This window comes from Micromonospora sp. NPDC005205 (assembly GCF_040608275.1).
In the GTDB taxonomy this organism is placed as follows: domain Bacteria; phylum Actinomycetota; class Actinomycetes; order Mycobacteriales; family Micromonosporaceae; genus Micromonospora.
On the sequence record NZ_JBEXHV010000001.1, the window covers coordinates 110,919 to 123,999 of the forward strand.

The following is a 13,081-nucleotide window of genomic DNA, read 5'->3' on the forward strand; positions in this document are numbered from 1 at the left end:
CCGGCCGTCGGAGGGGCGGCGCGGCGCGTTCGCGTGGCGCGGGTGGGCGGGCGTCGAGCGGCGGGGCTCAGCCCCAGCCGAGCGCGTGCAACCGCGCGTCGTCGATGCCGAAGTGGTGGGCGATCTCGTGCACCACCGTCACCGCCACCTCGTCGATGACGTCGTCGTCGTTGTCACAGATCCGCAGGATCGGACGGCGGTAGATGAAGATCCGGTCGGGCAGCACACCGGAGTAGCCCCAACCGCGCTCGGTGAGCGCGTGCCCCTCGTAGAGGCCGAGCAGGTCGACCTCTCCCGGTGGTGGGTCGTCCTCGACCAGGATCACCACGTTGTTCATCAGGCCGAGTAGTTCTTCGGGCACCTCGTCGAGGGCTTCGCCGACCAACTCCTCGAAGCGCTCACGGCTCATCTCCACCGGCACCTCGCCCATTGTGCCCGACGCTGGCGCACGCGGCCCGGTCCTGTTGGACGACGGTGACTGTCATCCGCACATGCACGGAAGAAGCGACCACCCGCAACCGGGCGGAGGCTCCTTCCGTGGACGTACGGTGTGGGCCGGCTGGCTCAGGCAGCCAGGCGGGCGTTGAGGGTGATCTCGGCACCCGGCGAGAGCAGGCGGGAGATCGGGCAGTTGGCCTTGGCGGCCTCGGCGAGCTTCTGGAACTCCGCCTCGTCGATCCCCGGGACCTGGCCGACCGTCTCCAGGTCGATCCGGGTCACGGTCATGCCGGCGTCGGTCTTGTCCAGGTGCACCTTGGCGGTGGTCTCGACCGAGGTGGCCGTCGAGCCCGCGTCGGCAAGCGCCTTGGAGAACGCCATCGAGAAGCAGCCGGCGTGCGCGGCGGCGATCAGCTCCTCGGGGTTGGTGCCCTCACCCTCCTCGAAGCGCGACTTGAAGGAGTAGTTGCCGGACAGGCCGCCCTTACCGGTGCGAATGGTGCCCGCGCCCTCGGTGAGATTGCCCTGCCATTGTGCTGAAGCGGTACGGATAGGCATGGGGCAAACGCTAGCGGAAAGGCGACCATCGGGCGACAGACCGGCGCGCGCGCCAGCCCTGCGATCCCTGTCACCACCAGCTTGCTGTGCCATGATGCGACCCAGGTCCGTGACCGGCGGAAGGGTGGCCGATGTCCGAGGAGCTTCCGATCCCGCGGCAGGGCGACCGCTCCGAGGCCCCTGCGGTGATCGAGTGGGGTGCCGACGAGCCGGCCCGGCGACGCCGCTTCGCCTGGTCCCTGGCTGACCTCGCGCAGGATCCCCGGCTGCCCCTGCTGCTCGCCGGTCTGGGCGCGGTGGCCGCGATCGCCTCGCTCGTCGGTGAGTGGCTGGTGATGAGCCTGCCGAACGGTGGGCCCGAGGGCAACACGACGATCGAGGTGCCCGCCGGGGTGTCCGAGGTCGGTGGCTTCGGGGTCGGCTACCTGGTCGGGCTTATCGCCCTCGTCTGCGCCGTGGCGCTGACGTTGCGCGGCACGGCGGCCGTACGGCCGAACGCCCGGCTGGCCGGCCTCACCCTGGCCGGTGCCCTGCTGGTGCTGCTGGTGGCCGCCACCGCGGGCCTCGACAACCCCGGTCAGCGAAACTTCTTCTACTCGCTCGAGGACGGTTTTCGGATCGAGTACGGCCGTGGGCTGGTGATGGCGTTCGTCGCCTGTGTGCTGTTCGCTGCCGCTCTGCGACTGACTCCCGCCGCGCCCCCCGCCGTGTTCGGCGGCCCACCGGACGATGACCGGCCCGGCGACGCGCCAGCACCGCGCCCCTGGCGCCGCCGCCGGGACCCCGACCCGATCGAGGACGGCCTTCCGTCTCCGGCCGACCTGACGGTCACCCCCGCCGCCCCCTTCGCCCGCCCCGACTCCCAGCCCTGACCGGCCCCCTTCACCCGCCCACCGCCCGGGAGTGGGTGGGAGTTGGCGTCCGATTCGCCTGGAAGTCATGGATGCGACCCATTCCGCGAGGTACGGTTGCTGACCCGCCGTCACTCCGAGACTCGGGTTCCCTGACCCTGGCGGTGCGACGGCGGCGGGCGAAGGAGGAACCATGACCCGCCCGGGACTGCCCAAGTTGATCGCGACCGACCTCGACGGGACGCTGGTCCGCAGCGATGACACCGTCTCCGCGTACACCCATGGGGTGCTCGACCGGGTGCGCGCCGCCGGAATTCCGGTGGTCGGCGCGACCGGACGCGGCCCTCGGTTGACCGAGTTGACCCGCAACGACATCCGCGCCGCCGACTTCCTGGTGATGGCCGGCGGTGGACGGGTGGTCGACCAGAGCGACCCGAGCGGCCCGGTGGTGCTCCGCGACGAGCGGCTGCCCGCCGAGGTGCTGGCTCGGCTCCTCGCCGATCTGGAGGCGGAGGTCGGCCCGCTGACCGTGATGGTCGAGGCGTCCGACGAGCACGACGCCCCGCTGTGGGGCGACTACCACGAGAGCTGGCCGTACCAGGACCGCTTCGAGGCGCGCACACGCGACGAGTGCCTCGCCTGCGACGTGATCAAGGCGTTTGCCCGGACCGCCGACCATCACGTGGACGAGCTGCTGGCGGTGGCCCGCCGGATCGTCCCGCCGCAGGTCGCCACACTCACCCAGGCCGGGCTCGGCTTCATCGAGATCTGCCCGCCCGGCGTGGACAAGGCGACCGGGTTGACAGTGGTGGCGCAGACCCTCGGGGTCGACCCGGCCGATGTGCTGGTCTTCGGCGACATGCCCAACGACCTGCCGATGTTCGAGTGGGCCGGCTGGTCGCGGGTGGCCGTGGCCAACGCGCACCCCGAGTTGCGTGCCGTCGCCGACGAGGTGACCTTGCGCAACGACGACGACGGGGTGGCGGTGTATCTGGACCGGCTACTGTCCCGCTAATGCGAGACACACCCCGCCTCATCGCCACCGACATCGACGGCACGCTGATCCGCGACGACCACACCGTCAGCCCACGCACCGCCGACCTGCTCGCGCGGATCTCCGCGCAGGGCACGCCGGTCGTCCTGGTCACCGGCCGTCCGGTCCGCTGGCTCAAGATGGTGTACGACCAGCTCGCCCGACCGCTGCCGGCGGTCTGCGCCAACGGCGCCGTGGTCTACGACCCGTTCTCCGACGAGGTGGTGCGGGCTAACCCGCTCGCCCCGCACCACCTGGCCGAGGTGGCCCGGAGGCTACGGGCCGAGGTGCCCGGGATCAGCTTCGCCGTGGAGATCCTGGACAGCCGGGAGATGCGGCACGAGGAGCACTACCCGCTGCGCTGGGACGCCGACGCCAGCGGCATCCGACCGGTCGAGACGCCGGAGGAGCTGCTCTCCGTTCCGGCGGTGAAGCTCCTCGCCCGAGCCGGCGAGCAGGACCCGGATGCCTTCGCCGAGCTGATCGCCACGGCGGTGGCGGGGTTGGCCGAGGCCACGCACTCGTCGTCCTCCGGGCTGGTGGAGATTTCGGCGGCCGGCGTGACCAAGGCGGCGGGGCTGGCCTGGTACTGCGACCAGGTCGGGGTGGCCGCGGCGGACGTGCTGGCCTTCGGCGACATGCCGAACGACGTGCCGATGCTGACCTGGGCCGGGCGTGGTGTGGCGGTGGCCAACGCGCACCGCGCCGTCCTGGCGGTCGCCGACGACGTGACGACGGCGAACACCGAGGACGGCGTGGCGGCGTACCTGGAGAAGATCTTCGGGGTGGACTGAGGTCAGAGGTACTGACCGGTGTTGTGGCCCTCGCCGCCGCCCGGCTGGCCGATGCCCGGCATCCCGGGGACGACCCCACCGGGGCCGCTGGGCAGCGCCTGCCGGCCGCCGCGCATCTGCTCCAGCTGCACCCGGGCGGCCATCTGCTGGGCCACCAGGGCCGCCTGGATGCCGTGGAACAGGCCCTCCAGCCAGCCGACGAGCTGGGCGTGCGCGATCCGCAGCTCGCTCTCGCTGGGGGCCTTGTCCTCAGCGAAGGGCAGCGAGATGCGCTCCAGCTCGTCGCGAAGCTCGGGGGCGAGGCCCTCCTTGAGCTCGACGATCGACCGCTCGTGGATCTCCCGCATCCGGCTGCGGCTGGCGTCGTCGAGAGGTGCGGCCTTCACCTCCTCCAGCAACTGCTTGATCATGCTGCCGATCCGCATCACCTTGGCCGGCTGTTCGACCAGGCGGGTCGGGTCCTCGCCCTGGCCCTCGTCGGTCTGCATCGTGCCGATCGGGCGGCCGTCCGGACCAACCACCACCACTGTGCCGGAGTGGCCGGAGTCGTCGGGGCCGGGCTCGTCGTTCTGTCCAGCGGAGCGCGCTTCGGTCATGGGGTCCATCTTTACCCAGCGGGCGCGACCCATGCCGCCCGGGACCGACTACCGGGGCCGAACCACCCGGGCGGGGCGCGCTACCGTCGCGCCATGCCTGTCGACCCGCGCGCCGTGTTGACCCGGCCCGCCCCCGAACCCGACCGGACGGTGGCGTACGGGGACCACCCGGATCAGGTGGCCGATCTGCGCCTCCCGGCGGGCACCGGGCCGGCCCGGCCGCTGGTCGTCGTCCTGCACGGCGGCTTCTGGCGGGCCGAGTACGACCGACGGCACACCGGCCCGCTGGCCGCAGCCCTCGCCGCCGCCGGTTACCCGGTGGCGCAGCTGGAATACCGCCGCACCGGGCAGCCCGGAGGCGGCTGGCCGGGCACCCTCACCGACGTACTGACCGGGGTGGCCGAGCTGCCAGCGCTGGCGGCCGAGGCGCTGCCCGGCCGGGTGAGCCTGGCGGCGCCGATCCTGGTCGGGCACTCCGCCGGCGGCCACCTGGCGCTGTACGTGGCGGGCACCGCACCGGCGACGGTGGGCGGAGTACTCGCGCTGGCCCCGGTGGCCGATCTGGGCGAGGCGTACCGGCGGGATCTGGACTCGGGCGCGGTCGCCGCGCTGCTCGGCGGCGGCCCGGCGCACGTCCCGGACCGGTACGCGGCAGCGGATCCACGGATGTTGGTACCGATACGAACACGCACAGTAGTCGTTCACGGCTCTGACGATCATCAGGTTCCAGTGGAGATGAGCCGGGATTTCGTCGCGGAGGCGCGTGCCACGGGTTCCGATATCTCCCTTGTTGAACTGCCCGGATGTGAGCATTTCGGGCTGATCGACCCGGAGGCCGTCGCCTGGCCTCAGGTCCTTGCCGTGTTGCGGTCCCTGCACGATGATCAATAGCCATTGACGCAGCGTCGCGGACCAGGTAGAACGCCGTTGGGGCGGTGTTCAGCCCTGCAACGCTTCCCTGGAAGGAACTCGGTGTCGCAGATGAATCGCAGGCGGGCGCTCCAACTGTTGGCCGCGCTCGGAACGACCGGGTTCGTCGCCGCGTGCGGCTCAGACGGTGACGCCGAGTCGACCGCCGACCGGGGCCCGATCAAGATCGGCTTGATCACGCCGCAGGCCGGTGGTTTCAAGAGCATCGGCGACGACATCACCAATGGCTTCCAGCTCTTCCTCGACCTGCACGACCAGCGGCTGGGCGGCCACCCGGTGGAGCTGCTGACCGCCGACGAGGGCGACACCGCCAAGACGGGCAAGGCTGCCGTCGAGGGCCTGCTCAAGCAGGGCGTGCTGGCACTCACCGGGGTGGTCAACTCGGCGGTGATGGTCGGCATCCGGGACACCGTGGAGCAGGCCCGGGTCCCGCTGATCGGCTCCAACGCCTCACCGAGCAGCCTGCAGAGCGTCTTCTACATCTGGCGGACCTCGTACGTGCTCGACGAGGCCGGCAAGGCGCTCGGCCGCTACCTGCGCGACCAACTGCCGGCAAACGGCCGCGTCGCGATCATCATGCCGGAGAACGTCGGCAGCCCGGACGTCGTGCGCGGCTTCCGGCAGGACTTCGGCACGAACGACCCCCGGATCCGCGACGCGGTGACCTACACCAGCGCCACCTCCAACCCCGGCAAGACGACGTACGCCTCGGACATCAGCAGGGCGCTGGCCAAGAAGCCCACAGCGGTCTTCTGCTTCTTCGCCGGAGCGGCGGCGGTGGAGTTCATCAAGCAGCTGCGCGAGAAGTTCGCCGGGCCGATCTACGCACCCGGCTTCCTCACCGAGGGCGCCGTGCTGGAGAACCTGAAGGACAACGCGCTGGGCATCCAGACCGCGCTGAACTACTCGGCCGACCTGAACAACACGTCCAACCGGGTCTTCGCCTCGGCGTACCGCAAGAAGTACCAGGTCACCCCCACCACGTACGCGATGGCGTCGTACGACGCGGCGCAGGTGCTCGACCAGGCCATCCAGCTGACCGGTGGGAAGCCCACGCCGCAGCAGGTCAACCTGGCCCTGGGCAAGATCGGCCAGATCGACAGCCCGCGCGGCATCTGGCAGTTCAACCAGCCGCGTACCCCGCAGCAGAAGTGGTACCTGCGCGAGGTGCAGCGCGACGGTCAGGTCATGTCGAACGTGCTGATCAACGAGCTGGCCACGCTGGGCTGAACGCCCACCCGGAGCACGATTCGGGGCCGGTCTCCCAGTGGGAGGCCGGCCCCGGAACGTTCGCGGGTCAGTGCCGCAGCTCGGCGATGCAGCACTTCACGCTGCCGCCACCCTTCTTCAGCTCGGCCAGCTCGACCGGGACCGGGGTATACCCGGCCGCCTTGAGCTTGCCGGCCAGGCGGGTGGCCTCGCTGTTGAGCACCACGTTCGCGCCGTCGCTGACCAGGTTGAGCCCGAAGGCCATCGCGTCCTCGTCGTCGGCGATCACCGCGTCCGGGAAGAGCTGGGTGAGCACCCGCTGACTGGCCGCGGAGAACGCACCCGGGAAGTAGACGACATTCGCGTCGTCGATGGCCGCGAGCGCCACGTCCAGGTGGTAGAAGCGGGGGTCGATCAGGCGCAGCGACACCACCGGACGGCCCAGCGCCTCCTGCGCCTCCGCGTGCGCCGGGATCTCGGTACGGAAGCCGTGCCCGGCCAGGATGAGCCCGCCGTGCGCCTCCGGCACGTACGCGAAGTCGCCCTCACCCTCGTTGGTCTCGCTGGGTGCGATGAACCGCCAGCCCTGCGCGTCGTAGAAGGCGTGGTGGGCGGCGGCCTCGGCGGCCCGCTGCTCGTGCTTGAACCGGGCGCCGTAGACGCTGCCGTCCACCACGAAGCCACCATTGGCGGCGTAGACCATGTCGGGCAGGCCCTGCTCGGCGGTGAGCAGGTGCACCTCGTGGCCGAGGCCGACAAGCGTCTCGCGCAGCCGGTCCCACTGCTTGACGGCCAGGGCCCGGTCGACCGGGGTGGTCACGTCCATCCACGGGTTGATCGCGTACTCGACCGCGAAGTACTCCGGCGAGCACATGAGATATGTCCGCTTTCGCGGGAAACGCTGCTGGTTCACGGTCACCAAGAGTAGGTACCGTGGAACTTTGAAAACAGCCACAAGCGTTGCTTCCCAGAGGCGGAACGTTGCAGATAGACGCGGTAGACCAGCGGATCATTGCGTTACTCGTCGCGGACGCCCGTGCGTCCTACGCCGACATCGGTGCCCGGGTGTCACTCTCCGCCCCGGCGGTCAAGCGTCGCGTCGACCGACTGCGGGCCACCGGCGTGATCAGGGGATTCACGGCCGTCGTTGATCCGGCCGCCGTCGGCTGGACCACGGAGGCCTTCGTCGAGCTGTTCTGCGCCGGCCGGACCACCCCGGCGCAGATCGGCGTGGCCTCCCGCCGGCACCCCGAGGTGGTCGGCGCGTACACCGTCTCCGGGGAGGCGGACGCGCTCGTGCACCTGCGCGCCGCCGACATCGCCCACCTGGAGACGGCGCTGGAGCGGCTGCGTGCCGAGTCCTTCGTGACCTCCACCCGCAGCACCATCGTGCTCTCGCGGCTGGTCGAATCGCCCGGCGTCGGCCCGTCCTCCGGCACCTCTTGACCTCAACCCAGGTTGAGGAGATGGACTGGCCCCGAGTGGGCGAGGCAGCCCACCGGGGCCGAGGGGGCTGTCATGCGGGCGATCTGGTTACGTGAGTTCGGCGGGCCCGAGGTGCTGGTGCCCGGCCCCGCTCCGGACCCGGTCGCCGGTCCCGGCCAGGTGCTGATCGACGTCGCACACGCGAACATCACCTTCGTCGAGACCCAACTGCGCGCCGGTCACCCCGGCCCGTTCCGCCTCACCCCACCGCTGATCCCCGGCAACGGCGTCGGCGGGGTGATCACCGCCGTCGGGCCGGACGTCGACCCGGCGCTGACCGGGCAGCGGGTGGTCAGCGCCACCGGAGGTTCCGGCGGTTACGCCGAACGCGCCGCAGTGGACGCGTCGGCGACGATCGCGGTGCCGGCCGGGTTGGCTCTGGACGAGGCGGTGGCACTGCTGGCCGACGGGCGGACCGCCACCATGCTGATCGAGGCGGTCGGCGTCCGCCCCGGTGACCGGGTGCTGGTGGAGGCCGCTGCCGGCGGTGTCGGCAGCCTGTTGGTGCAGCTCGCGGTCCGCGCCGGGGCACTGGTGATCGGCGTGGCCGGTGGGCGACGCAAGGTGGACCTGCTACCCGGCCTGGGCGCCGAACTGGCCGTCGACTACCTGCTGCCCGAGTGGGCCGAGCAGGTACGCGCCGCGGTGGGCGGGGTCGACGTGGTGCTCGACGGGGTCGGTGGTTCGGTGGCCCGGGCCGCCTTCGACCTGCTCCCGCCGGGCGGCCGGATGGTCAGCTTCGGGCTGGCGAGCGGAGAGTGGTCCCCGGTGTCGACTGAGGCCGCCACGGCACGGCAGGTCACCATGATCCGCCCGGACGTGCCACCGGCCCGGCTGCGGGCGTACACCGAACAGGCCCTGACGGACGCGGCGGCCGGCCACCTGCGACCGCTCATCGGCCAACGCTTCCCACTGGACCGCGCCGCCGACGCGCACGCCGCCATCGAGGCGCGCGCGACGGTCGGCAAGACCCTGCTGGACGTGGCCTGACCGAGCTCAGAGGTACATGCCGGTGCGGTGCTCCGACTCGTCGCGTCGGACCGGCTTGTCACCTTCACCGAAGAACCGCTTGCCGCCGAACTCGCCGTGCAGACGGTCGTCCAACTCGTCGGCGAGACCGGTCATCACCTGCACGGCCAGCATCAGATGGGTCGCCTGGAAGTTGCGGCCGAAGACCGGGATGGACGCCCACACCGTGTCGTCGGCGCAGTAGAGGCGGCCGATCGGCATCCGGTTCGTCAGTTCGGAGAGCTTGACGTAGAGCCGCTCGGTCGGCTCCACCTCGGTGAGCACCGGGGAGAAGACGTCCACCAGGGGCGGGTTGTCCCGCACCCGCACGAAGACCATCGCCGAACCGGCGCGGATGGTGATGTCGCCGTCCGAGTCGATCTGCAACCGGTCGGTGTCCGACTTCAACATGGTGGAGACCACGGTTCGGACCCGATCGGCCAGGTCGAGCACGTCGTCCTGCTCGACCTGCGCGGCGGCCGCCTCGGCCAACGCCTCCTCCAGGTCCGCCTCGACGTCGGCGTCCGGACCGAACTCGCTGCGAGCGGTGCCCAGCGGTTCCACGGCCAACGGCTCGCCCTCGGCGTCGTGCACCAGATAGACGAGGAAGGCCGGGTGCGGAGCACCGTAGACGTCCCGCAGCGTGCGGGAGAGCAGGGTGGCGACCTGGGTCGACTCGGCCGTCGTGGCGTTCAGCCCGAAGGAACCGCCAGAGCCGGCGACCACCCCGGGCGGGGACCAACCGAGCGCGACCATGTCCGCCACCGCGCCCCGGTCCAGTCGGTAGCCCGCCGGCAGAGCGGCGTTGCCGACCGCGCGGGCGGACAACACCCGGTCCGCGTCCACGTCGACGCTGATCGAATAGACAGCGTCCCCGGTGCCGGAGGCGGTGGGGTCCAGGGTCAGGTCGAGGTTTGCGCCGACGGGGAGTTCCCGCAGCCGTACGGCGAGCGCGCGGGCGAACTCCCGCCACGCCTCGGTCACCTTCGCCCGCAGGTCGGTGGTGCTGGGCTCGTCGAGCAGGATCGATTCCGCCGGCTCAGTCGAAGCGCCGGGCAGCTCACCGTGCGGCGCCGAGGGGTGGTCAGCCGTCATGATCGCCTCCGTCCGTCACGATCACCCTACCCACGCCGCCCGTGGGTCGGATCAGCCCGGACCGGGATCGGACAGCGGCGGTCAGGGGGCCGTCGGGTCCGTCGGGTCGGCGCCCAGCTCGACCGGCCACGCGCCCGCCAGCGCGCTGAGCCGGGCCGCGGCGTCCGCCGGGTCCGCGCCCCGGCCAACCGCCAACCCGAAGAGGTACGCGGTGACCGGCGCACCCGGACGCAGCACCTGGTGGGCGACGTCCCGGGCCAGATCCAGCACCGCCGGCACCGGCACCGCGGTCGGGTCCAGATCCAACTCGGCACACACCGCCGTGACCCAGTCGTCCATCACCGTCATCGCGCCCACTCCTCCGCCCGGCGTACGTCCTCGTCAGTGTCGCAGTCGAACCACGGCGGCGGGCCCTCGCCGGACCAGGCCACCTCCGACACGACGAGCCCCGCCAGCAACGCCCGGACCGGGGCTCCGGACAAGCTGCCGCCCCGCTCGACCGCCAACCGGTCCACCGCTGCCCGCAGCGCGGCCACCCGCCAGACGCCACAGAGCGACTGCCGCCGCCCGTCCCCATCCACGAAGCACGCCCCGTCGGGTTGCTCACCGCCGCCGAGGCCGTCGCGAGCCGGCGGTGCCGGATCGGTGGGGCCGCCCGCCGAACCGGTGTCGGGGGTCTCCCGATCGAGGTGGTGCAGCAGATCGCCGATCGCGGCCCGGGTGAGCAGCGGCAGGTCGGCGGCGAGCAGCGCGACCAAGGTGACGTCGGTGTCCAGCAGCGCCAGTCCGGCCGCAGCCGCGGCGACAGGGCCCCCGCCGGGCGGGTCCTCCCGGACGACCCGGACGCCCGCCGGCACGGCGTCGGCCGCACCGACAAGCACCCGCGGCGTCGCGTCGGCGACTGCGGCCAGCACCCGGTCGCGCATCGGCCGGCCGCCGACCGGAAGCGCGGGCTTGTCGAGCCCGCCCATCCGTCGGGCGGCCCCACCCGCGAGCACCACAGCGGCGTACGTCCCCACCCGGCCACCGTAGCCGGGACCGGTCCCACCCAGACGTCGGGCGGCTGCGCGAACCCAGCGCGGCGAACGACCACCATGATCCACTCGGATTCGCCGAAATCGCGGTGTCCCGGTGCCGGGGATACCCCGACTTCAAGGAACACGAGTGGATCACGCCCCGGGCACCGCCGGCAGACCGGATCGGAGGGGCATCGGTCGGACGGCGCCGCCGGATGCCCGGTGACCCGTCGCCCGGCCAGCCCCTCGCCCCGGTGATCATGGAGTTTATCGCTCGACACGCCGACGACACGCACGGGCAACTCCATGATCAACGCGTCGGGGGCGTCCGGGGCGTCGGGGGGCACGCGCCCGGGGGCGGGCGTTGGGGTGGGGTGGGGGTATGGGGTGGGGCTGGGGGTGGAGGATGGCGGGATGGGACGGGCAACTGATCGACGGGGCGTACTCCGGATCGACCTGGACGCGGCGAGCGCCGGACGCGGGGCGATCCGCCGACCGGACACGCTCGCCGTGGAGGAGCCGCTGGAGATCCGGGTCGGCGCGGCAGGCCCCGGCCGACGCCGGCCGCTCGCCGTCACCATGCGTACTCCCGGCGACGATCTGGACCTGGCCATCGGGTTCCTGCTGACGGAGGGGCTGATCCGGTCGACCGACGACGTGTTGACCGCGCAACTCTGTGCCGGCGCGGAGACGCCGAACACGTACAACGTGGTGGACGTGGTGCTCGCGCCCGGCGTACCGGAACCGGCCACCGACCCGTCCCGGAACTTCTACACGACCAGCTCCTGCGGTGTCTGCGGCAAGGCCAGCATCGACGCGGTACGCACCCGGTCGCTCTTCCCGGTCGCGGCGGACCCGCTCAGCGTCCCGGCCACGTTGCTCGCCGAGCTGCCCGACCGGTTGCGCGCCGCCCAGCGTGGCTTCGATCGGACCGGCGGGCTGCACGCGGCGGGGTTGTTCACCCCCGACGGTGAGCTGGTGGTGCTCCGGGAGGACGTGGGCCGGCACAACGCCGTGGACAAGGTGATCGGCTGGGCCGTGCGGGAACGCCGGCTGCCGCTCGCCGGGCACCTGCTGCTGGTCTCCGGGCGGGCCAGCTTCGAGCTGACCCAGAAGGCGTGGATGGCGGGGTTGCCGCTGCTGGCAGCGGTGTCCGCCCCGAGCACCCTCGCCGCGGAACTGGCCGACGAGGCGGGGATGACACTTGTCGGCTTCCTGCGCGGGCGGACCATGAACGTCTACGCCGGGCCGCACCGGATCACCGTGGAGCAGGCAGCCTGACCCGAGCGGCCCGTCAGCGACCGATCCGGTCGATCAGGTCGAACAGGCCCAGCCGGGCGGCGGCGTCACGGGCGATCAGGAAACCGGCGATGCCGAGGATCCAGCCCAAGGCGCTGCCCGCCTTCGTGACGATCCAGGTGTTCAGGCGGGCCAGCACCGGCTCGACCAGTCGCGGGCTGGCCACTCTGGCACCCAGCAGCAGCACCGCCGGCAGCACCATGACCAGGCAGTATCCGGCGAGCAGCACCACCACGCTCGCCGCTCCCACCTCCGAGGTGGCCAACAGACCCACCGCACCGAGGTACGGAAGCATGGTCGCCACCTCGGCCAGCGCCGCGAGCAGCGCGAGCCCGACCAACCAGCGGGCCGAGGAATCTCCGGCGGTGGCCCGGTCCCGCCAGCGCAGGACGCCACCGGTACGGGGACGCCGCTTGCCGTCGTAGCGGAAGCTGAGCGCCAGCATTCCCACGCCCAGCACGAGTTGCGCCCAGAGGACGCCCCGGTTGTCCAGGGCGCCGCCCAGCGCGTCGCCCAGGCTGCTGCCTCCCCAGACCAGAAGCAGCCCAACCGCGAGGTAGAACACCGCGATGGTGGCGAGGTAGCCCAGGATCCGCCGGACGTTGACCGGCCCGGGGGCGAGCAGCAACCAGACCGGGATGAAGAGGGTGCCGATGCTGGTGCTGTCGATCAACGCCAGCCCGGCCAGCGACAGCAGCAACTCGGGGGTCATGTCGTACCAACGCGGAGAACGGCCACGAGATCATTCTCCGGCGGCGGCGAGCCTGCC

Annotated in this window: 16 protein-coding genes; 8 read left to right on the forward strand and 8 right to left on the reverse strand. The window is 71.8% G+C overall.

What is annotated here, in order from left to right:
• Nucleotides 1-67: 67 nt before the first annotated feature.
• On the reverse strand, nucleotides 68-415 hold the full coding sequence (locus ABZU43_RS00550) for a metallopeptidase family protein (RefSeq protein ID WP_355005157.1): 348 nt from the start codon (nucleotides 413-415) through the stop codon (nucleotides 68-70).
• Between the two features lie 149 nt (nucleotides 416-564).
• Nucleotides 565-996, reverse strand: coding sequence for an OsmC family protein (locus ABZU43_RS00555; protein WP_355004485.1), 432 nt, complete (start codon nucleotides 994-996; stop codon nucleotides 565-567).
• A gap of 131 nt (nucleotides 997-1,127) precedes the next feature.
• Between ABZU43_RS00555 and ABZU43_RS00560 the strand changes: the two genes are divergently transcribed.
• The 3 genes from ABZU43_RS00560 (at nucleotide 1,128) to ABZU43_RS00570 (ending at nucleotide 3,674) form a co-directional block, all read left to right on the forward strand.
• On the forward strand, nucleotides 1,128-1,868 hold the full coding sequence (locus tag ABZU43_RS00560) for a hypothetical protein (protein ID WP_355004486.1): 741 nt from the start codon (nucleotides 1,128-1,130) through the stop codon (nucleotides 1,866-1,868).
• A 172-nt stretch (nucleotides 1,869-2,040) separates the two neighbouring features.
• Nucleotides 2,041-2,862 (forward strand): HAD hydrolase family protein, encoded by an 822-nt coding sequence (locus tag ABZU43_RS00565; protein ID WP_355004487.1) that lies wholly within the window; start codon nucleotides 2,041-2,043, stop codon nucleotides 2,860-2,862.
• A complete protein-coding gene (locus ABZU43_RS00570) occupies nucleotides 2,862-3,674 on the forward strand; it encodes an HAD family hydrolase (RefSeq protein ID WP_355004488.1) in 813 nt (270 codons plus the stop codon). The genes ABZU43_RS00565 and ABZU43_RS00570 overlap by 1 nt, the downstream gene beginning before the upstream one ends.
• Before the next feature lie 2 nt (nucleotides 3,675-3,676).
• Here the strand turns inward: ABZU43_RS00570 and ABZU43_RS00575 are convergent, their stop codons facing one another.
• A complete protein-coding gene (locus ABZU43_RS00575; protein ID WP_355004489.1) occupies nucleotides 3,677-4,279 on the reverse strand; it encodes a bacterial proteasome activator family protein in 603 nt (200 codons plus the stop codon).
• An 84-nt stretch (nucleotides 4,280-4,363) separates the two neighbouring features.
• Here ABZU43_RS00575 and ABZU43_RS00580 point away from each other — a divergent pair, with 84 nt between their 5' ends.
• Complete coding sequence (locus ABZU43_RS00580; protein ID WP_355004490.1) at nucleotides 4,364-5,161, forward strand: alpha/beta hydrolase; 798 nt, start codon at nucleotides 4,364-4,366, stop codon at nucleotides 5,159-5,161.
• An 81-nt stretch (nucleotides 5,162-5,242) separates the two neighbouring features.
• Nucleotides 5,243-6,430 (forward strand): ABC transporter substrate-binding protein, encoded by a 1,188-nt coding sequence (locus ABZU43_RS00585; RefSeq protein ID WP_355004491.1) that lies wholly within the window; start codon nucleotides 5,243-5,245, stop codon nucleotides 6,428-6,430.
• Between the two features lie 67 nt (nucleotides 6,431-6,497).
• On the opposite strand, the gene ddaH is transcribed toward ABZU43_RS00585, so the two are convergent.
• Nucleotides 6,498-7,331: a dimethylargininase gene (gene ddaH, locus ABZU43_RS00590; RefSeq protein ID WP_355004492.1), complete on the reverse strand. Its 834-nt coding sequence runs from the start codon at nucleotides 7,329-7,331 to the stop codon at nucleotides 6,498-6,500.
• A 59-nt stretch (nucleotides 7,332-7,390) separates the two neighbouring features.
• Between ddaH and ABZU43_RS00595 the strand changes: the two genes are divergently transcribed.
• On the forward strand, nucleotides 7,391-7,855 hold the full coding sequence (locus tag ABZU43_RS00595) for an Lrp/AsnC family transcriptional regulator (RefSeq protein ID WP_355004493.1): 465 nt from the start codon (nucleotides 7,391-7,393) through the stop codon (nucleotides 7,853-7,855).
• A gap of 72 nt (nucleotides 7,856-7,927) precedes the next feature.
• Entirely contained in the window at nucleotides 7,928-8,884 is a 957-nt protein-coding gene (locus tag ABZU43_RS00600; RefSeq protein WP_355004494.1) for a zinc-binding dehydrogenase, read from the forward strand.
• Nucleotides 8,885-8,890: 6 nt separating this feature from the next.
• Here the strand turns inward: ABZU43_RS00600 and ABZU43_RS00605 are convergent, their stop codons facing one another.
• From ABZU43_RS00605 to ABZU43_RS00615, 3 genes are all read right to left on the reverse strand, one after another.
• Nucleotides 8,891-9,997, reverse strand: coding sequence for a hypothetical protein (locus tag ABZU43_RS00605; protein WP_355004495.1), 1,107 nt, complete (start codon nucleotides 9,995-9,997; stop codon nucleotides 8,891-8,893).
• Nucleotides 9,998-10,078: 81 nt separating this feature from the next.
• Nucleotides 10,079-10,345, reverse strand: a complete 267-nt coding sequence (locus ABZU43_RS00610; protein WP_355004496.1) for a DUF6457 domain-containing protein — start codon at nucleotides 10,343-10,345, stop codon at nucleotides 10,079-10,081.
• Nucleotides 10,342-11,016, reverse strand: a complete 675-nt coding sequence (locus ABZU43_RS00615) for an NTP transferase domain-containing protein (RefSeq protein ID WP_355004497.1) — start codon at nucleotides 11,014-11,016, stop codon at nucleotides 10,342-10,344. Before ABZU43_RS00615 ends, ABZU43_RS00610 begins: the two co-directional genes overlap by 4 nt.
• A gap of 411 nt (nucleotides 11,017-11,427) precedes the next feature.
• Between ABZU43_RS00615 and fdhD the strand changes: the two genes are divergently transcribed.
• Complete coding sequence (gene fdhD / locus ABZU43_RS00620) at nucleotides 11,428-12,294, forward strand: formate dehydrogenase accessory sulfurtransferase FdhD (protein WP_355004498.1); 867 nt, start codon at nucleotides 11,428-11,430, stop codon at nucleotides 12,292-12,294.
• 13 nt (nucleotides 12,295-12,307) lie between these two features.
• Here the strand turns inward: fdhD and ABZU43_RS00625 are convergent, their stop codons facing one another.
• Nucleotides 12,308-13,024, reverse strand: coding sequence for a GAP family protein (locus ABZU43_RS00625; RefSeq protein WP_355004499.1), 717 nt, complete (start codon nucleotides 13,022-13,024; stop codon nucleotides 12,308-12,310).
• Between the last annotated feature and the right edge of the window lie 57 nt (nucleotides 13,025-13,081).